General features: G+C 71.3%; 16 protein-coding genes. 2 read left to right on the plus strand and 14 right to left on the minus strand.

Annotation, left to right across the window (positions count from 1 at the left end):
- On the plus strand, positions 1-411 hold the full coding sequence (locus ACQEXA_RS36065) for an acyl-CoA thioesterase (RefSeq protein ID WP_433132143.1): 411 nt from the start codon (positions 1-3) through the stop codon (positions 409-411).
- A complete protein-coding gene (locus tag ACQEXA_RS36070; protein WP_432927817.1) occupies positions 408-1,097 on the plus strand; it encodes a hypothetical protein in 690 nt (229 codons plus the stop codon). Before ACQEXA_RS36065 ends, ACQEXA_RS36070 begins: the two co-directional genes overlap by 4 nt.
- A gap of 72 nt (positions 1,098-1,169) precedes the next feature.
- Here the strand turns inward: ACQEXA_RS36070 and ACQEXA_RS36075 are convergent, their stop codons facing one another.
- The 14 genes from ACQEXA_RS36075 to ACQEXA_RS36140 all read right to left on the minus strand — a co-directional run bounded on the left by ACQEXA_RS36075 (position 1,170) and on the right by ACQEXA_RS36140 (position 19,738).
- Entirely contained in the window at positions 1,170-1,583 is a 414-nt protein-coding gene (locus ACQEXA_RS36075; RefSeq protein ID WP_432927815.1) for a globin, read from the minus strand.
- 483 nt (positions 1,584-2,066) lie between these two features.
- Positions 2,067-3,416 carry an FHA domain-containing protein gene (locus ACQEXA_RS36080; protein WP_433132145.1) on the minus strand — a complete coding sequence of 450 codons (1,350 nt, stop codon included), beginning with the start codon at positions 3,414-3,416 and terminating at the stop codon, positions 2,067-2,069.
- A 93-nt stretch (positions 3,417-3,509) separates the two neighbouring features.
- Entirely contained in the window at positions 3,510-4,856 is a 1,347-nt protein-coding gene (locus ACQEXA_RS36085) for a vWA domain-containing protein (RefSeq protein WP_432927811.1), read from the minus strand.
- Positions 4,857-4,974: 118 nt separating this feature from the next.
- Complete coding sequence (locus ACQEXA_RS36090; protein WP_433132147.1) at positions 4,975-6,312, minus strand: protein phosphatase 2C domain-containing protein; 1,338 nt, start codon at positions 6,310-6,312, stop codon at positions 4,975-4,977.
- Between the two features lie 3 nt (positions 6,313-6,315).
- A complete protein-coding gene (locus tag ACQEXA_RS36095; protein WP_433132150.1) occupies positions 6,316-8,922 on the minus strand; it encodes a tetratricopeptide repeat protein in 2,607 nt (868 codons plus the stop codon).
- A complete protein-coding gene (locus ACQEXA_RS36100) occupies positions 8,919-10,241 on the minus strand; it encodes a hypothetical protein (RefSeq protein ID WP_432927806.1) in 1,323 nt (440 codons plus the stop codon). Before ACQEXA_RS36100 ends, ACQEXA_RS36095 begins: the two co-directional genes overlap by 4 nt.
- Positions 10,242-10,327: 86 nt before the next feature.
- Positions 10,328-11,332: a glutamate ABC transporter substrate-binding protein gene (locus ACQEXA_RS36105; protein WP_432927804.1), complete on the minus strand. Its 1,005-nt coding sequence runs from the start codon at positions 11,330-11,332 to the stop codon at positions 10,328-10,330.
- 14 nt (positions 11,333-11,346) lie between these two features.
- The gene (locus ACQEXA_RS36110) at positions 11,347-12,726 is read right to left on the minus strand and encodes a hypothetical protein (protein WP_433134697.1); all 1,380 of its coding nucleotides are present in this window, start codon (positions 12,724-12,726) and stop codon (positions 11,347-11,349) included.
- A 295-nt stretch (positions 12,727-13,021) separates the two neighbouring features.
- Positions 13,022-13,996 carry an N-acetylglucosamine kinase gene (locus ACQEXA_RS36115; RefSeq protein WP_432927802.1) on the minus strand — a complete coding sequence of 325 codons (975 nt, stop codon included), beginning with the start codon at positions 13,994-13,996 and terminating at the stop codon, positions 13,022-13,024.
- The gene (locus ACQEXA_RS36120) at positions 13,987-15,252 is read right to left on the minus strand and encodes a 6-phospho-beta-glucosidase (protein WP_432927800.1); all 1,266 of its coding nucleotides are present in this window, start codon (positions 15,250-15,252) and stop codon (positions 13,987-13,989) included. Before ACQEXA_RS36120 ends, ACQEXA_RS36115 begins: the two co-directional genes overlap by 10 nt.
- A 6-nt stretch (positions 15,253-15,258) precedes the next feature.
- Positions 15,259-16,152, minus strand: coding sequence for a carbohydrate ABC transporter permease (locus ACQEXA_RS36125; RefSeq protein ID WP_432927798.1), 894 nt, complete (start codon positions 16,150-16,152; stop codon positions 15,259-15,261).
- A 2-nt stretch (positions 16,153-16,154) separates the two neighbouring features.
- Positions 16,155-17,096, minus strand: coding sequence for a carbohydrate ABC transporter permease (locus ACQEXA_RS36130; RefSeq protein ID WP_433132152.1), 942 nt, complete (start codon positions 17,094-17,096; stop codon positions 16,155-16,157).
- Between the two features lie 2 nt (positions 17,097-17,098).
- Positions 17,099-18,430 carry an ABC transporter substrate-binding protein gene (locus tag ACQEXA_RS36135; RefSeq protein ID WP_432939154.1) on the minus strand — a complete coding sequence of 444 codons (1,332 nt, stop codon included), beginning with the start codon at positions 18,428-18,430 and terminating at the stop codon, positions 17,099-17,101.
- A gap of 99 nt (positions 18,431-18,529) precedes the next feature.
- Positions 18,530-19,738 (minus strand): ROK family transcriptional regulator, encoded by a 1,209-nt coding sequence (locus ACQEXA_RS36140; protein WP_432927794.1) that lies wholly within the window; start codon positions 19,736-19,738, stop codon positions 18,530-18,532.
- Positions 19,739-19,809: the final 71 nt, after the last annotated feature.

Consider the following 19,809-nt stretch of genomic DNA (forward strand, 5'->3'; position numbering starts at 1 on the left):
TTGCGGCACATCTACCGCTGCCCTCTGCGCTGGGCGGACATGGACGCATACGGCCACGTCAACAACGTGGTGTTCCTCCGCTACCTGGAGGAAGCCCGTATCGACTTCCTGTTCCGCCCGGACAAGCAGTTCAAGCAGGGGTCCGTGGTGGCGCGCCACGAGATCGACTACAAACGCCAGCTCGTCCACCGGCACGCGCCGGTGGACATCGAGCTGTGGGTCATGGAGATCAAGGCCGCGTCCTTCACGCTGGGCTACGAAGTGAAGGACCCGGACCAGGTCTATGTCCGGGCCTCGACCGTGATAGTGCCGTTCGACTTCGAGGCACAGCGGCCGCGGCGGCTCACCGCCGAGGAGCGGGAGTTCCTCGCGGGGTACAACGACGACGAGGAGGAGGCCGTCGCCGCATGACGGTGCTCCATCTCGAGGACGACGGGGAGGCGGCGGACCTTGCCGCCTTCCTGGCCAGGCTGATCCACTACGACCGCGGTGCGGTGGTGCGTGTGCAGTCGACCGGGACGACGCTGGCCGTGTTCGGGCGGCCGCCGTCGTTCGAGGTGCTCGCGGTCCGGGCGGTACGGCTGGCCAAGCCGTACGAGAACGGCCTGGAGGTCGGGCTCGACGTGACCGTCTCGGCCGGCGAACTCCTGGAATCCGTCGATGAGCCGGCAGCCACAGCCGGCGTACCGGCGGCCGTCACCGGGCCGCCGTGGGCCGGGGTCCTCCCGCCGCGCAGCGGCTGGCGGCCCGAGCCGGGACTGCCCGCCCCCGACGTGCTGCGGGCGACCGTGGCCGCGGCGGTCGCGGAATTCCGTTCGCGTACACAGGAGCTGGCCCCCGAGCGGCGCACGCGTACCGAACTCGACCGGATCGGCAGAGAGATCTGGTCCCGCGCGATCGGCGACACCGAGCTGCCGGTGCGGGCCGCGCACGCGGCGCAGTCGCTCGGCTTCCTCCGCCCCGTACCGCGGTCGGCGTCCGGCACCGAGCCGCTGGGGTTGTTCTCGTCGGGCACGTGGCTGAGGCTGCGGACACCGTACGGCTCGATCGCCGTGCGGCGGGCCGGGCTCGGCGCCCTGGGCGTCAGCGTCCGCTGACGGCGGGAATCCGCCGCCGGGCAGCAAGCCTGCGGGCCGGGAGTCCCCGGCCCCGGCCCGGACCTCTCGGACTCACTCCGGGCTGTTCACCATCGACGCCGCCGCGTACGTCAGGTAGTTCCACAGCGTGGTGCTGTGCTCCTCGGAGAGGCCGAGTTCGTCCACGGCGACCCGCATGTGCTTGAGCCAGGCGTCATGGGCGGCCTGGTTCACGGTGAACGGGGCGTGGCGCATGCGCAGGCGCGGATGGCCGCGCTTCTGGCCGTAGGTCGTCGGGCCGCCCCAGTACTGGATCAGGAACAGGGTGAAGCGCTCCTCGGCCGGGCCCAGATCCTCCTCCGGATACATGGCCCGCAGGTCCGGATCCTCGGCCACCCCCTCGTAGAAGCGGTGCACGAGACGGCGGAAGGTCTCCTCACCGCCGACCTGCTCGTAGAAGGTCTGCTCCTGCAGCGTGCCGCGCCGAATCTCTCTCACGTCGTCCATGGTCTCAGACGCGACGACCGAGGTCCCAAGGCTTAGGACCACCTCCTGAACCGCCCACTGGGTGGGCAGTCGGTAGCGCCCATGATCGGGCAGTCGGGATGCCCGTGACCGGGAGCCGGCCGCATGGTCCCGAGCAGCCACGCGTGGGGGCGGGAGGGGGTGTCGGAGTGCGCCTCAGGACCTGCTACCGGCCGCACACCCTGGCCACGCCCCTGACCACCCGACCGCAAGGCCGCACGGGGAACCACATCCAAGAACATCGCGCGTGAATGCCGAACGACCGGCAACCCGAACCCTGCGACGCGAAAGCCGCACAAGGGCCCGGAAACGCCGCCAGGGAACGCCATGCCGGAACACCGGCCCGGCACACCAGCCCGTGGAGACGGGCCGCAGAAGAGCAGAGAAGAACAGGTGAGAAGCCACGGCCGCGCACGCGTACGAGAGCCTGTGAGGAGTCCCGTACGCGCACGCGGCCCTGAGTGCTCAGCCCCGGCGGATCGTGATCGTTGTCCACGCGCCCACGTGCACCCGGTCCCCGTCCTGGAGGGGTACCGGAACGAAGGGCTGGATGGGCTCCTCGCCGCCGTTGACCGTGGTGCCGTTCGTGGAGTTCTGGTCGACGACCGCCCAGGAGCCGTCCGGCTGCTGGACCAGGAGCGCGTGCTGGTGCGAGACGCCCGGGTCCTCCGGCGGCACGGACAGGTCGATGTCCGGGGTGTCACCGGTGGAGTGGCGCCGCCGGCCGATGGTGACCTGGTTGCCGGTGAGGGTGCGCTGCTGCTCCGGGGAGTACGCCGGCAGGTTGAGGCCTGCGGCCTCGGGGCCGGAGCGCTGCATCATCGCCATGAAGTACTCGCGGTCCGGACCGATGGTCGCGGTCCAGGTGAGCGGCTGCTGCTCGTAGGGAGGCGGCGCGGCCTGGCCGGAACCGGGCTGCGGGTAGCCGTAGCCCCCGCCCTGACCGGCACCGGGGCCCGCCGGACCGCCGGCCGCCCCGGTGGCCGGGGAGGACGACGGAGGCGAGATCACCCAGTCGTCGTCACCGCCGCCGAAGGACGGACCGCCGGGCTGCGGCGGAACGGGCGGGAAGCCCTGGGTCGGCGGCGGGGGAGGCGGGGCCTGCCGCTGGAAGGCGGAGGGGGCACCGCCCTGGAAGGCCGAGGGCGCTTCCGGGGCACCGGTCCGCGGACCGCCGGGGCCACCTGTCCTGGGCCCGGGCGGCGGCGGAGCCGGATTCGAGCGATCCCCACCGAAGGCGGACGGGGATGAGGGGTCGCCGCCGAAGACGGACGGTCGCGGGGAATCGCCGCCGTACCCGGACTGGCGCGGGCCCCCTCCGCCGAAGCCGGTCGGACCGGACGGCTCGTCGCCGAAGGCCGGCCCCGGAGGAATCGGTTCCGCGGGCCGGTTCACCTGCGAGGGGCGGGACCTCTCGTAGTCGAACGAGTCGGGGCCGGGCACGGTCTGCCCGCCCTGCTGGAAGCGCAGGGCCGGGTTGGGCGCCGACGGGCGCGGTGCGGCGGGGGTGTACGAGGTCGCCGTGTTGGTCAGGAAGTTCCACCGGCACTCCTCGCAGAACGGCGCGCCGCCCTCGCGGGGCGTACGGCACTGCGGGCAGAGTTCCGGTCCGGAGTCCGGTGCGGCGGACATCGGCCGTCCACCGGGCCGGCCGCCCGCGCCCGGAGGCGGCGGGGGCGAACCCGGCGGCGGATAGCCGTAACCGGTGGTGGGCGGCGGCGGAGGCGGCGGGGGCACGGCACCGGCCATACGGTGACCGCAGACCTCGCACCAGTCGTCGGAACCCGACTGGTGTCCGTTCGGGCAGGTCGGCATGTCGGCGCTTCCCCCTCTCCTTCTCCGGCCGCTGGGGCCGGTGTGGGTCTCCGACCCCGCGGGGTCGGGCTCGTTGCTGGCAGGACCTTCAGGTCACTTCTTTACACGAACAGTCTTTGTGGACCGTGTCTCGAGAGTCATCTCGTCGGCCTCCGCGACCTTTGTCTTCAGTCGCACAGTACCTGTCGTGGCATCGACCACGTCCACCACCTTGGCAAGCAGTTTCGCAGTATCCGCGTTTCCCGAGACGCTGGCGAGCTGAACGGCGCGGCCCAGCTTGGCCGTTGCGCCATCGAAATCGCCCGCTTTGCGTAGATCCAGTCCTTGTTGGATGACCTGTGCCAGTTCGGCCTGGCCCGTGTAGTGCGCGACTTGGGGGTTGATCGACGTGGACGCCGTCATGTCGTCGGTCCACACGGCCCGTACGAGCCCCTGGGCGCCGAGGTTCTGGGCGCTGCCGTCGCCCTGCGGTATCACCAGGGACACCCGTGCGGCCAGCATCTCCTGGCCGATGTTCGCGGCCGGGACCCGGACGCACACGTGGTAGTCACGGGACTCGTCGCCCCAGGAGCCGGTGGGGTAGTCCCCGGCGCGCGGGCCCGCCTCGGTCCGGCGGGCGGTCAGGTCCTCGACGGCGGGTGCGACCTGCTTGACGAACTTGATCTCCGTCCCGAGAGGCGTCCACAGCCGCAGCGAGACATCGGCGACCTCCTTGCCCATCGCCGTCTCCATCATCTGCGTGAAGTCGGCGGCGAGGGCGGCCGGGTCGGCGACGATGTCGGCGGTGCCGAGCAGCGCGGAGGCGATCCCGGTGACCTCCTTGACCTCCCAGTCGGTGCCCACTCCACGCGCGTCACAGGTGAAACGGCCGGCGCAGGCGTCCAGCGCGGCCTTCAGGTCGGTGGGCGACTCGTGCTCGTTGCGGCCGTCGGTGAGCAGGATGCCGTGGCGTATGGAGACATCGGCCGAGGACAGCAGTCGGTCGGCGAGGCGCAGCCAGGTGCCGATCGCGGTGCCGCCGCCGGCGCTGAGCCTGCGCAGCGCCTGCTTCGCCTGGTCGCGCGTGGTCGCGTCGGCGACGGCGAGCCGCCCTCCGCCCGGGTAGACCTCCTTGGCCACATGGGTGCCGCCGATCACCGCGAAGTGCACACCGTCGCGCAGGGTGTCGATGGCCGCGGCCGTCGCGTCGCGTGCGTTGCGCATCTTGGTCGGCGGGTAGTCCATCGACCCGGAGCAGTCGACCATGATCGCCACGGCGGCGCTCGGGCCGTGCCCGGGCGTGTAGAGGTGGGGCGCGGCGACGGCGCTTCCGGTGGTACCGCCGCCGGTCGCCGTGACCGTCACGATGGCGTTGACCTCCCGGCCGCCCTCCGGCAGGTACTCGTTCTGGTAGACGTCCACCGAGAACTGCGGCACGTTCGACTTCGAGAAATTGGCCATGCCTTCTCTGATCCCCCTAGAGGACCCCACCGCCGTGGGGTGATGACTGGTTGCGGACCGGTCCCCTCCGGTCCTAGGGCCGTTCTCGCCGGCCACGGGTGTGCCCACGGGGCACGCCTCAGGCGGATCCTGCCCCCTGCGGAGGGGCGGGGAACGGGAGCACGGCCACTGTTACGTTGTCGTGGCCCCCGCCGTCCAGGGCGTGCCCCACGAGCACCTGTGCGGTGTGCAGCGGCCGCAGTTCGGCGCCGGGCGGCACCACCTCGGCCATCTCCTCGGCGGCCTCCGCGTAGTTCCACAGCCCGTCCGTGCAGACCACGACCACACCCGGACGGTCCGGCTTGAACGAAGCGGTGTGCGGCTCCAGTTCGTACGCGTCCGCGCCGAGCCAGCCGGTGATCGCGTGGGCGCGCTCGTCGGCGTACGCCTCGGCCTCGCTCATCAGGCCCGCGGCGACCATCTGCGCGGCCCACGAGTCGTCCTCGGTGAGCCGGGCCGGCGGGGCCGATCGGTCGACCGGGATCCAGTAGGCGCGGCTGTCGCCGACCCAGCCGACGACGAGCAGGCTGCTGGTGACCACCGCGCCGACGAGGGTGCAGGCGGGCGCGTTCTGGTGCGGGGTGTGCTCCTGGGCCGTCTCCGGCTCGGTGGCCAGTGCGTTGACGGCGTGCGAGGCGGTCACGATGGCCTCGTGCATGGCCTGCTGGGGGTGGGTGCCGCGCGGCAGGGCGTCCAGCAGCTCCTCGTTCGCCGCGCGGGCGGCGGCGAGCGACGCCTCGTCGGGGCGGGTCGCGGAGGAGACGCCGTCGCAGACGATCGCGACGACGGCGGGCGAGCCGTCGGGCAGCGCGGTCGAGGAGACGGCGAACGCGTCCTCGTTGCGGTGGTGGCGCAGGCCCCGGTCGCTGACCGCGGCCACCGCTCCCAACTCCTGCTCCACGTGGTCGCGTTCGCGCGGCTGGGCGTGGCCGCAGTTCTCGCAGTAGCCGTCGTCGTCCACGTTCCCCGCGCGGCAGGCCACGCAGACCTTGGTGCCGGAAGGCGGAGTGGCCGGGACGGCGGTGCGCGGGTCGACGGGCTGCGGGGCCGCGAGGTGGTAGTCGTCGGGCTCCGACGGACGGTCGAACCGCACGCCCCTGGAGACGTCCTTCGCCGTGGACGCGGCGGGCAGCTGGGAGCCGCCCGAGTCGGTGCCCTGGATGTCGGTCGGCAGATGCACCGGTGCGGGCACACCGGGGCCGCCCGACGGGGGTGCGGCGGGCCAGTCCACGGAATCCGCCTCCGAACGCGGGTGCGGTGCTGTGCTGTTCATGGTGAGCGTCGGGGTGTCCGCTGGCGGGGCGGGCACCACCGACAGGTCGTACCCGCAGGCCCCGCAGTAGCGGTCGCCCGACTCGAGGGGCTCCTCACAACTGGGGCACCTCGAAAGGGCTGTCGGCTGGGGCATCTGCGACATCGATCACACCCACGTCCGGGGGCGGTAACGGTTGGCTCGTTCCACCAGGTCGATCCTCTCCTCGCCGCCCTGCGCGAGCCTGGCCAGCGTCCGGTACGAACGCTCCAGGCCGAAGCGGAGGCCGCGCTCGTCCAGGTCGCTGCCGAGCAGCGCCCGCCCACCCGGTGCCGCCGACGGCTCGGAGGCCTGGCTACCGGAGAGTACCCAGTCCAGGGCGCAACCGAGGACCTCTGTGGACAACTGCTCGCGCCGCACGGCGTCCAGGCCGTACGCCTCCAGCGCCTGGACCTGTCCCGCGGCGGCCACGAGGTCGTCCAGAAAGGCCGGGTCGGGGCCCTGGCCCGTACGGTGTCGCAGCCGTGCCCGCACGGCGGCGACACGGGCGGCTGTGTAGTGGATGGAGGCCTCGGGCACGGACTCCAGGGTGCGAACAGCACCGCGGCGGTCACCGGAGGCGAGCTGGACGCGGGCCAGGCCGAACGCCGAACTGACGTAACTGGGGTCGGTCGTCCATACGAGTCCGTAGTACTCGGCGGCGTTGTCAAGCTGGCCGAGGACCTCCGCGCACAGGGCGAGGGCGAGCTTCGGGGCGGGCTCGCCGGGGAAGGCGTCGTAGATCGCGTCGAAGGAGAGCGCGGCGCCCTCGTGGTCGCCGGTGACCAGCGCGGTGGCACCGCGGTACCACACGACCCGCCAGTCGTCGGGGTGGTCCGCCTCCAGCGCCTCCAGGGCCCGTCCGGCGGCGTCCGCCTCGCCCATCTCCAGCCGGGCCCGCAGTTCGCGCAGGCGCAGCTCCAGGGAGTTCACGGGCGCGGCGTGCAGCGCGGTGATGAGCTCCGAGGGCGCGGAGGCCATGAGACCGGCGAGGAAACCGGCGTTGGGGTCGCCGGGGTCGACGTGGGGGACCGGCAGTGCGAGCGCGGCGGCGGAGGCGTCGACCGTCTTGACGACGGCGGGCGTGGCGGAACCGTCGGCGGCTGGTCCGCCCGTGCCTGCGGCGCCCGGCCACCCGCCCCCACCGGAACCCGTGACGGCGGAGGACAGGGCGGCAGGAGAGAGCGAAGAGGGGGCGCCGGTGGACGCGAGAGCGCCGGAGCCCTCGGCGGTCCCACGGCGGCGCCGGGGCGCCACCACTCTGGCCCCCAGCCGCGACACGTCCCCGTCCAGCCTCGGGAACAGCTCCGTGTCCGTGACCTTGACCTCGGGCCCGAACAGCGTCGACAGAGCGGGCCGCGGGCGGTTCGTCTGGAGGGCGACGACCTCCCGCAGCACTCCCGTCAGCTGCTCCGACATCTCCTGCGTGGACGCGAACCGGCGGGCCGGGTCGGGGTCGGTGGCGCGCACCAGCAGGCGGTAGAAGGACTCATACCGGCGGAGGACCTCGATGCTGTCCGGGTCGGGCAGGGAGTCCACGTAGACGCTCGTGTAGCCCTGGAAGTCGAAGGTGAGCACGGCGAGGGTGCGCGCGACCGTGTAGAGGTCGCTCGCCACCGACGGACCGACCTCCGCGACCTCCGGCGCCTGGTAGCCGACCGTGCCGTAGATGGCCGACTCGTCGTCGTCCATCCGGCGTACCGCGCCCATGTCGATCAGCTTGAGCTGGTCCTCGGTCTGGATCGCGTTGTCGACCTTGAAGTCGCAGTACAGGAGGTTGCGGCTGTGCAGATGGCCGAGGGCCTCGAGCGCCTCGATGCCGTATGCGCACGCCTGCTCGACCGGCAACGGATCGCGGCTTCCGTCCGGGGTGCGGCGGGAGTTGGCGATCTCCTTGAGGGACTTGCCGCCGACGTACTCCATGACGATGTAGCCGTCGAGTGAGCCGGTGCGCTGGTCGAGGTGCTCCACGAAGTTGTAGATGCGCACGATGTTGGAGTGCTCGATCTCCGCGAGGAAGCGCCGCTCGGAGATCGCCGCGGCCATCGCGTCCTGGTCGCCGGTGTCGAGCAGGCCCTTGAGGACCACCCACCGGTCGGAGACCGCGCGGTCCACCGCGAGGTAGATCCAGCCGAGCCCGCCGTGCGCGAGGCAGCCCACAACCTCGTACTGGCCGTGCACGATGTCCCCGGCGTGCAGCTTGGGCACGAACGAGTAGGGGTGGCCGCACTTGGTGCAGAACCCTTCGGTGCGCCCGGTCTTCTCGCCGCGCGACCGCCCCACGGGGGCCCCGCAGTCGGAACGCGAGCAGAACCGCTTGCGCTCGGGGACTTCGGGGTTCTCGAGGACCATGGCACGGGGGTCGGGCCGCGGCACGTCCGGGACCTGGACCAGGCCGAGACCGAGCCGGCTGCGCCCCGAAGTCCCGCTCGTCGAACCGGAGCTGCGGACCGACACCGAGCGGCTGGAAGAGCGGCCCGTGAGCCGTCCCGAGACCGAGCGGCGGGACTGGGAGGACCGCGACGAGGTGCGGGAGCTGGCCCCCGACCCCGCGCTTTCCGAGCCCTGTGAGCCCTTGCCGCCCGCGGTGACACCCGTGGCGGACGGGCCGACCATGCCCGTCACCGAGACGACCGGCGCGAGTCCGCACGTGTCGCAGTACAGCTCGCCGCCGCCCACGTCCTCGTACGACCCCTCGCAGCCGGGCCGCTGGCACTTCTGTCCTGCCTGACTCATGCTTCCCCCCTCCGGTCGGCCGGCTCGCCCTGCTGGGGCACGCACGGACCGAGCAGCTCGGCGGTCGCCTGCTGGTAGCGCAGCACCGCCTGTTCGGCGACTCTGAGGTCGCAGGGCGCGCTCCACAGCATGCGGCGCGCCGCGTCGTACCGCTCGACCAGCACCGGGTCCTCCGCGAGGCCGTGCCGGGCGACCTTCGCCTTGTACGCGTCCAGGCGGCCGCGCAGCTCGGCGCGGACGGCCAGGGGCGCGGTGACCGCCGTCAGGGACTCGCGGGCCCGCAGCAGTTCGTCCTCCGCCCTCTGCTCCAGCGACTCGAGGAGCGGTGAGAGCCGGTGCCACTGGGCGTTTCTGCGGTACTCGGCGGCGGTCGCCAGCTGTTCCTGCAGCACGGTCGGCGGACCGCTGACCGCGGGCACCTCCGAGGCGGCGATCTTCGCGAGGACCTCACCGCGCGCGCTGCGGGCCTCCGACAGCGTGCGATCGGCACGGCTGAGCAGGTCGCGCAGCTTGACGAGACGGGTCTCGGCATCTTGACGGACCGCCAGGACCGCGTCGATCTCCCGACGCACGTCCTCCAGGGCGCGCGCCTCACGGTCGTACGCCGTCGTGTCCGGCCGACCGCCGCCGGGCGCCGAACTCCCCTGCGTCGGGACCCAGTACGCCAGCGGGTCGGAGACCACCTGCTCGCGCAGGTTCGTCAGCGTGCGCGTGATGCACTCCAGGTCGTCGCCGGCCGGATGCTCACCCGGGCGTACGCCCACGGAGTGCGCCAGTCGGCGGGTGCGCTGCAACTCCGCGGCCAGTAAATCGATTCGGGCGGGCAGCGCGGACCACACCGCGTCGGCGGCGACGACCATGTCCAGCGAGGCCGCGTACAGCTCGTTCATCCGCTCCACGAGCTGTGCCAGCGTGAACTGCTCGCTGAGCCTGCCGGAACCCGCGAGCGTCGGCGCGTTCGCGGTCGCCGACGCGCTGCCCGCCACGGTCACGCCGGAACCGCGCAGCAGGTCGGTCAGCTCGACCAGGTCCTCGCGGCTGGACCAGCGGCGGCGGGCGCGGATCTCCCGCGCGCGGCGCAGAGCGTCCGCATAGGCGTCGAAGTACGTCCACAGCAGGGTGATCGACGCCTCTGTCGACGTCCAGCGCTCCTTGGTGACGCCCGTCAGCTCGGCACCCTCGAGGAGTCTGCGGCCCGCGTGGTCCTGCAGGGCGAGAAGCGAGGTCTCTATGGCCTCGTGCTCCGAGCCGAGCCGCGCCAGCGCACGGTCCACCTCGTCCCGGTCCATCACCGGCCCGGTGGGTCCCGCGACGCCCATCGATCACCTCTCGTCTCGTCGTGCCCAGTGCGCGCTGTCCGGTGCGCCGGGGTAACTCTCCAGTGGTATCAGGCCGGTTGCCTCGGTCAGGAGGAAGGCGGCTGAGACGACGCCGAGTCGGCGCCGAGCGTCTGGGACAACCACTTGTCGTACGAGGTCTGCCAGCCGGTCTTGCGGTAGTCCACCAGCACCTGGTTGACCCGGCGTACCAGATCCTTGGAGTCCTTGTTCATCGCCACGCCGTAGTACTCGGTCGTGAAGGGCTTCCCCTTGAGTTCGACCGTCGGGTCCTGGGCCGCCTGGCTCGCCGCGAGCGCGCCGTCGGTGACGACCGCGTCGACCTCGCCGAGCTGCAGCCGCACCAAGCAGTCGAGCTGATTGGGGACGGTGGTGGAGATATCGGTGGACGCCGCCAGCCGGCCGGCCTTCTTGTCGTCCGCCAGCCTGGTGTTGGCCGTCGACCCCTCCGCCGAGCAGATCCTCTTGCCGGCGAGCGACTTGTCGTAGCCCGTGATGCCGGACCCCTTCGGGGCGAGGACCTGCTGGCCGGTGGTGAAATACGGGTCCGAGAAGGCGACTTCCCGCAGCCGGTCGCAGGTGATCGTCATGGTGCGCACCACCATGTCCACCTGCCCGCTCTTGATCGCCGGAATGCGCTGGTTGGTGGGGATGGCGTGAAAACGCACGGCGTTCGGATCGCCGAGGATCGCCCGAGCTATCTCGTGCGCGAGGTCGATGTCGAAGCCCTCGAGGTCGCCGCCCTTGGCGTTGGGGTCCCGGTAGCCCCAGCGGTAGCTGTTCTGGTCCACGCCCACCGACAGATAGCCGCGCGTCTTGATGGCCGTGACCGCCCGGCCGCTCTCGTCGCCGGACGGCGGCGGGCTCAGCCGCTCCGGGTGGCCGCCGCAGGAGTCGGCCTTCGCCTGCGTGCCCTCGGCGAGGCCCTGGCCGTTCGTCCCGGTGGAGCCGTCCACGCCCGCCCCGCTCAGCGGCAGAAGCAGCGCGAAGACCGCGGTGAGGACGCAGGCGACCAGCATCGCCCCCACACCGCCCCAGCCCTTCAGGCTCGCCCTCAGGCGCCGTGTGATCATCGCCGCTCCCCCTCTCACCGGTACTCCGAAAGCCTGCGCCCGATACCCAGCAGCGTGCCCGAAGCGCCCAGCAGCGCGAGGACCGCCGCGCCCGCCGGGAGCCCGGTCATCGCATTCCGGCCACCGCTGGCCGACTGGCGGAACTCGCTCTCCTCGTGCCCCAGTGCCTTCGCCAGGTTCGCGTCCACGCTGTCGAAGCACTCGCCCGTCGGCTGGTCCGCCCCGGAGCCGATGATCTTCTTCAGGGCGGCCTGGTAGTCGCCGTCGTCGTCGGCGGTCCTGGCCTGCTTGTGACGCTGCTGCCAGACCTTCATGTTGCCGGTCGCGGCCGTCACGGGCTGCTCGCCCGCCCGGTCGTCGGCCAGGGACACGGCCCGGGCGAGCCCGGCGGAGAGCGTCTTCATGTCCTGCTGGAACGCGTAGTCGTACGCGTCCTCGACCGTGCCGTCGGGCAGTTGCTTGGTCTCGGCGCCGCGGCTGACCAGCGTGAGGTTCTCGTTGCCGCGCGCGTTCAGGGAGGCGATGCGCGCGTCGTGCAGCACGTCCAGCGAGCGGACGCCGTGGGCGTACGAGGAGTCCAGCCCGGCGCGGGCGACGCTGTGGCCCACGACGAGCCACACCAGCAGGATCGCGGCCGTGGCCGTGCCGGCGACCAGTCCGTGGTTGAGCAGCCGGTTCGTACGCAGGAAGTGGCGCCGCTGCGCCCAGCCGAGGGCGGCCAGGATGAGCACGCCGAGGGCGATGGCGAACCAGGGGTACGGGGTCGCGTCCGCGTAGTCGGAGCGCAGCCGCTGGTTCTCCTTGGTGTACAGGTCCTGCGCCTTCGGCAGCATCTCCTGCTGCATCAACTCGTTGGCCGCCCGCAGATAGGCGCCGCCCACCGGGAACCCCAGCCGGTTGTTGGCCCGGGCCCGCTCGATGAGGCCCTTGTACTGAGGGAGCAGTTCGTTGAGCTTGGCGATGGTGGTCGCGGCGGGGGAGCCGGGGTCGGTGCTCGCGGCTGCGGTGACGAGCCCGGCGGCGGCCGTCCTGATGTCCTTGTCGTACCGCGCGGTGGTCGCGGCGGGTTCCTGACCACCCGACAGGAATCCGCTGGAGGCCGTCGTGTTGGCGTCCGCGAGGGAGCGGTAGATGTCGGCGGCGCCCGCGCTGAGCGGCTGGCTGCTGTGCAGCACGTCGTCCGCCGCATTCGCCCGGTCGGTTGTCTGCCAGGCGGTGACGGCCCCGAACGCGACGACGACGAGGGCGAGGACGGCACCGATGACGCGCAGCCGCCCGGGCTCGGTGGTCGCGGCGGTGCGCAACCGGTCGACGCCCTCGGCGAAGGCCGTGCGGCCCGGTGACACGAGGGCCGTCCGTACCGCGGACGTGGCCTGCCGCGGTACGGCGGGCATCGTGGGCGTCGCAGGTGGAGCGCCGCCCTGCTGCGGTTGTGTCACTTGACCTCCCCCATGGTCATCCGTCCGTCACCTCCGTCCGGAGCGTGGGAGCGGACGCAGGCGCACGGCGGCAAGTATCGCCGCCGGGACCGGTATCCGCACAGGCCTTTATACGATCTTGTTTCCGGATCGCAGCGTTTGTGCCGGACGCCGGTCACGCCGTTCGTCGCCCCACCCTGTCCATGAATACGCGGAGTGCCTGTGTTCGGTTCCCGGGGGCCGGCGGCCGTAGAGGGCGCCGGGGCAAGGGTCATGCGTCCTCGTAGTACGTCCGTACGCGCGCGTGTGCCTCCTTCGGGGCGTGTCGGTGGTCCAGGCCCAGCAGGGCCGCGCCGAGCACCGGGCGGGCCGTGACCACCCGCGGGGCCGCCTTGGGGGCCCGGTCGGCCAGCAGTTCCCGTATGCGGTCGTCGAGTTGGGGGTGGCGGGCGGCGAGGATGCTGCCGCCGAGCAGCACCGGTGCCTCCTCGTCGAGCAGGTCGAGCCGGGTCAGCGCGACCGCCGCCATGGCGACCACCTCCTCCGCGAGCCGGTCGACGATCGCGCGGGCCACCGGATCGCCCTGCACGGCCGTGGCGAACAGCACCGGCGTCAGCTCATGGCGCCGGTCGTGGGCGATGTGCTCCAGGTGGAGCGCCTCGATGAGCGCGTACATGGTGTCGAGCCCGAAGTGCGCCGGCAGGGTGCGCGCCAGCTCCGTGGGCCCGCCCCGGCCGTCCTCCGCGCGGGCCGCCCACCACAGGGCCTCCTCCGCCAGTCCCCAACCGCCGCCCCAGTCACCGGAGATACGGCCGATCGCGGGGAAGCGCGCCGTGCGTCCGTCGGGGCGCATGCCGACGCAGTTGATCCCGGCGCCGCAGACGACCGCCACCCCCCGGGGCTCGGCGACACCGGCCCGCAGGATGGCGAAGGTGTCGTTGCGCACCTCGACGGTCGTCCCCCACGCGCGCGCGTGCAGCGCGGCCGCCAACTGCTCCTCCTCCACCGGCAGGTCCGCGTTGGCGAGACAGGCCGAGACATGGCCGGCCGCCGTGACCCCGGCACGGGCGAAGGCCTGCCCGACGGCCTCGCCCAGGGCGTCCACGGCCGCCGCGACACCCACGACCGGAGGGCGGAAGCCCCCGCCCCGAGCGGTTCCGAGGACCTCGCCGTCTTCGGCCACGACGGCGACGTCGGTCTTGCTGTTGCCCGCGTCGATGGCGAGGACACTTGCGGTCAGGCCCACGCGAGGTGCTCCCGGTTGTGCGCGATCAGCTGGTCGGTGAGGGCTTCGGCGTACTCGTACTGGCCGATGAGGGGGTGGGCGAGCAGGGCACGGAAGACGCGGTCCCGGCCGCCGAGCAGGGCCGCCTCCAGAGCCAGCTCCTCGTACGCCGTCACGTTCGCCATCAGGCCTGCGTGCAACGGGTCCACGGCGGGCACGGGCAGGGGCGTCGGTCCGTGCGGGCCCACGGCCGCCTGCACCTCGATGACCGCGTCGTCGGGCAGGAAGGGCAGCGTGCCCTTGTTGTACGCGTTCACCACCTGGTAGGGCGATCCCCCTCCGCCCAGCAGGGACGCGGCGAGGTCGACCGCGGCCTCCGAGTAGTAGGCACCGCCGCGCTTGGCGAGCAGCGCGGGCTTCTCGTCGAGTGCCGGGTCGCCGTACATCTCCAGCAGTTGCCGCTCCATGGCCGCCACCTCGGCGGCGCGCGACGGCTTCGTCCTCAGTTCCCGTACGACCTCGTCGTGCGCGTAGTAGTAGCGCAGGTAGTACGACGGGACCGCGCCGAGCCGGTCGAGGAGGGCGCGCGGCAGCCCCATGCCTTCGATGATCGAGTCGCCGTGCTCGGCGATCAGCTTCGGCAGCACGTTCTCGCCCTCGGGGCCGCCCAGGCGCACACCGGTCTCCCAGGTGAGGTGGTTGAGGCCCACATGGTCGAGGTGGACGTCGGGCGGAGTGACACCGAGCAGGGCGGCGAACCTGCGCTGGAAGCCGATCGCCACGTTGCACAGACCGACCGCCCGGTGGCCCTCCTGCAGAAGCGCGCGGGTGACGATGCCGACCGGGTTGGTGAAGTCGATGATCCAGGCCTGCGGGTTGGCGCGGCGGACCCGCTCGGCGATGTCCAGGACCACCGGGACCGTGCGCAGCGCCTTGGCGAGACCGCCCGCGCCGGTGGTCTCCTGGCCGACGCAGCCGCACTCCAGCGGCCAGGTCTCGTCCTGTTCGCGCGCGGTCTGGCCGCCCACTCTCAGCTGGAGCAGCACGGCGTCGGCGCCCTCGACCCCCTGGTCCAGGTCGCTCGTCGTCACGACGCGGCCGGGGTGTCCCTGCTTGGCGAAGATGCGCCGGGCGAGTCCGCCCACCAGCTCCAGGCGTTCGGCGGCCGGGTCGACGAGGACCAGCTCCTCGACGGGCAGGGTGTCCCTCAGCCGCGCGAACCCGTCGACGAGTTCGGGTGTGTAGGTCGAGCCTCCGCCGACCACGGTGAGTTTCATGTGTTGCTAGCCCTTCACTCCGGTGAGCGTGACGCCCTCGACGAACGCCCTTTGGGCGAGGAAGAAGACGAGGATCACGGGGGCCATGACCAGCACCGTCGCGGCCATGGTGAGGTTCCAGTCGGTGTGGTGCGCGCCCTTGAACGACTCCAGGCCGTAACTGAGGGTCCACGCCCCCGGGTTCTCCGAGGCGTAGATCTGCGGGCCGAAGTAGTCGTTCCAGGCGTAGAAGAACTGGAAGAGCGCGACGGCGGCGATGCCCGGCCTCGCCATGGGCAGGACGACCTTGAGCAGGGTGCGCAGATCACCGCAGCCGTCGACCTTCGCCGCGTCCAGGTACTCGTTCGGGATGGTCATCAGGAACTGGCGCAGCAGGAAGATGGAGAAGGCGTCGCCGAACGCCATCGGGATGATCAGCGGCCACAGCGTGCCGGACAGGTCCAGCTGCTTCGCCCAGAACAGGTACATCGGGATGATGATCACCTGTGGTGGCAGCATCATCATCGAGATCACCAGCATCAGGGACAGGTTGCGGCCCCGGAAGCGGAACTTGGCGAGGGCGTAGGCGACCGGGATCGACGACACGACGGTCAGGACGGTGCCCAGACCCGCGTAGATCAGCGTGTTCTTCCACCAGGTGAGGAAGCCGGGTGTGTCGAAGACCTTCTTGTAGTTGCCCCACTCCCAGGTGTGCGGGATCAGATCGCGGCTGAGCGCCTGGGTGTCGCTCATCAGCGAGGTCAGGAACACGAAGACGAAGGGCAGGGTGAAGAAGAGGGCGGCGGCCACGCCGAGGGAGTGGACCGCGATCCACTCCAGGAGGGCCTTGCGGCGGGCGGTGCGTTCGGCCGGTGAGACGGGTGCTCTCAACTCCACCGGCTTGTCGAGTACTTGGGTCATGGTCAGTCACCTGCCAGGTTGAGACCGCCCCGGCGCCGCATCAGGAACGCGGTGAACACCATGGACAGGGCGAAGAGCACGAGCGCGACCACACAGGCGGAGCCGTAGTCGAAGCGCTGGAAGCCGAGGTTGTAGACCAGCTGGGGCAGGGTGAGGGTGGACTTCTCGGGGTAGCCCGGCTCGAACTGCGTGCCGGCGCCCTGGATCACACCCGAGGCGACCTTTCCCGCGATCAGCGGCTGCGTGTAGTACTGCATGGTCTGGATCACGCCGGTGACCACCGCGAACATCACGATCGGCGAGATGTTCGGCAGGGTGACGTACCGGAAGCGCTGCCACGCCGACGCCCCGTCCAGCTCGGCCGCCTCGTACTGTTCCTTCGGCACGTCGAGCAGGGCGGCCATGAAGATGACCATCAGGTCGCCCACACCCCACAGGGCGAGCAGGGTGAGCGCGGGCTTGGACCAGGCGGGGTCGTTGAACCAGCCGGGCGCCGGCAAGCCGATCCTCTCCAGGATCGAGTTGACCGGTCCCGTGCCGGGGTTGAGGAGGAAGGCGAAGGCCATCGTGGCGGCGACGGGCGGGGCGAGGTAGGGCAGGTAGAAGAGGGTGCGGAAGACACCCGTACCCGTCTTGATCTTCGTGATGAGCATGCCGACGCCGAGCCCGAAGACGACCCGCAGGCTGACCATGACGAGGACCAGCCACAGGGTGTTGCGCAGCGCGGGCCAGAACAGCGGGTAGTCCTGGAAGACGTACGCCCAGTTCTTCGTCCCGCTCCGCGTCGGCGCTCTGAAGCCGTCGTAGTGCATGAACGAGAAGTAGACCGTGGAGATCAGCGGGTACGCGAAGAAGACCGCGAAGCCGATCAGCCAGGGCGACAGGAAGGCGACCGTCCGAAGCGCCGCCCGGCGGCGCTTGGACGCGAGGGTGATCGTGCTCATCGCTACTTGGCCTGCGCGATGTCCGTGTCGATCTGCTTGGCCGTGCTCTCGAGGCCCGACGTGAGGTCCTTGACCTTGCCGCTCTCGTAGTCGTAGCCGAGCTGCTGGATCGTCACCAGGTACTGGCCGCCGTTGATCGACGCGGGAGTCGTGGTCGAATCCGGGTTCGCCGCGATGTCCAGGAACGTCTTGAAGCGCGGGTCGTACTTCAGCTTCGGGGACTTGAGCGCGGCGAGCGTGGACGGCACGTTGTGGATGTCGTTGGCGAAGCCGACCACGGCGTCCGTGTCCGTGGTCATGTACTTCACCAGCTCCCAGGCGGCGTTCTGCTTCTTGCTGTTGGCGGCGATACCGGCGATGGTGCCGGTGATGTAGCCCTTGCCGTACTGGGAGGCCTGGTCGTCCGGCACGGGCAGCGGGGCCACTCCGATCTCGAAGCCGGGCTTGGCGTCCAGGGCCATGCCGAGGCGCCACTCGCCGTCGAGCTGCATGGCGACCTGGCCGGTGTGGAACGGGTGCTTGGGACCCCATTCGTCGCCCAGCTTGGAGCGGTACTTCTCCAGCTTCTGGAAGCCGCCCAGCTCGTCCACGAGCTTCTTCTGGAGCGTGAATCCGGCGGTGAACGCGGGGTCGGTGGCGAGGCTCGACTTGCCGTCCTTGCCGAAGTACGTCGGGGAGAACTGGGCGAAGTAGTGCTCGGTGGTCGTCTCCCAGCCGTGGTAGTCCGGCATGAAGCCGAGCTGCTTGTAACCGTCGCCGTCGGAGATGGTCAGCTTCTTCGCGTCGGCCTCGAACTCGGACCAGGTCTTGGGCGGGTTCGTGATGCCCGCCTTCTTGAAGGCCGTCTTGTTGTAGTAGAGCCCGTAGGCGTCGCCCAGCAGCGGCACCGTGCAGCGGTTGCCGTCGAACTGGGTGTACTCGTTCATCGCCTTCGGGAAGGTCGCGTCCGGGTCGATGCCCGCCTTCTTGAAGAAGGGGTTGAGGTCCACGAGGGCACCCGACGAGCAGAACTTGCCCACGTTGTTCGTGGTGAAGGAGGAGATGACGTCGGGCGCCTTGTCCCCGCCGCTGCGCAGCGCCTGGTTGATCTTGTCGTCGGTCATGTTGGCGACGACGTTGACGTGGATGTTGGGATGCGCCTTCTCGAAGCCCGCGATCAGCGCGTTCACGGCCTTCGTCTCCGAGGGCGCGCTCCAGGCGTGCCAGAAGTTGATGGTGGTCTCCTTGGACGCGTCGTCGTCCGCGCCGGAGGAGGACTGCCCGGTACAGGCGGTGGTGAGAAGAGCGAGGGACGCGGTGAGGGCGAAAGCCGTCTTTCGGATCACTTTGGGCATGACTTCGGGCATGACGGGGGCTCCCTGGGACGGGCTGGGTGAGGTACGGGCCGGAGCGGGTGCGGGGCCGAGGTGGAACCGGAGTGGATCGGCCGGGGTTCAGCGCGAGGTGTTGAAGACCTCGTCGCGGGTGGTTGCCAGCGCGCTCTCCAACGCGCCGCGCAGCACGGGGTGTTCGCGTACGTCGCCGACCACGAGGCGCGGCCGGGACGCGGCCAGCTCCTCCAGTTCGGCCTGGAGCAGGGCGCGCAGCGGCTCGCCCCCGGAGGTGAGCAAGGCGCCGCTGAGGACCACGAGTTCGGGGTCGAGCACGGAGACCAGTGCGGCAAGGCCGGTCGCCAGCCGGGTCGCGTATGTCTCGAGGAGCCGCCGGTGGGGGCCGGTGGTGCTGTCGGCGCCGAGGGCGACGAGAGCGGCGGCGACCTCGCTGTACGGGCCGGTGGGCACGTCCTTGATGCCCAGATCCCGGGCCAGCCGGGGGATGGCCTGGGAGCCGGCCAGCTCCTGATAGCCGCCGCTGTTGGCCCGGGTCACCTGGCGGACCAGGGGCGCGCCGGGCACCGGCAGGAACCCCACCTCGCCCGCGCCCCCGGTCCAGCCGCGGTGCAGCCGGCCGCCGAGCACGAGGGCGGCGCCGAGACCGCCCTCGTTCCACAGCAGGACGAAGTCGCCGTGGCCCCTGGCGGCGCCGAGCCGCTGCTCGGCGAGGGCGACGAGGTTGACGTCGTTCTCGTACTCGACGGGCATCGGCAGGGCGGCCGCGAGTTCGTCGAGCAGCGCGGGGGAGTGCCAGCCGGGCAGATGGGAGGCGTAGCGCAGCCGCCCGGTGTTGGGGTCGAAGGCCCCCGGGGTGCCGATGACCACCCGGTGCACATCGGAGACCGCGAGCCCGGCGGCCTTCACCGCTCCTTCGAGAGCGTCCGTGACCTGGCGTACCACGGGTTGCGCGCGGCGGCCGGGGGTGGGCAGTTCGTACTCGCCCACCGACCTGCCGGTGATGTCGGCGACGGCGGCGAGGATGCGCTCTGGGGTGACATCGAGGCCGGCGACGTGGGCGGCGGCCGGGTTGACCGAGTAGAGCTGGGCGCCCGGGCCCGGACGCCCCTCACTGGTGCCGGTCATCAGGACGAGGCCGGCGGCTTCGAGGCGGGCGAGCAACTGGGAGGCGGTGGGCTTCGACAGGCCGGTGAGCTTGCCGATACGGGTACGGCTGAGCGGACCGTGCTCCAGGAGGAGATCGAGGGCGGCGCGGTCGTTCATGGCGCGCAGCACACGCGGGGTGCCCGGCGGGCCGGCGGATCCTGCCATGTCTGTCGCCACCTGCCTCTCAACAGCCCAGCTTCCCAGCGGGGCCGCCTGGAAGTCCACCGGATGATCTT

Origin of the sequence: Streptomyces sp. CA-106110 (assembly GCF_050936285.1) — a bacterium.
GTDB lineage: Bacteria > Actinomycetota > Actinomycetes > Streptomycetales > Streptomycetaceae > Streptomyces.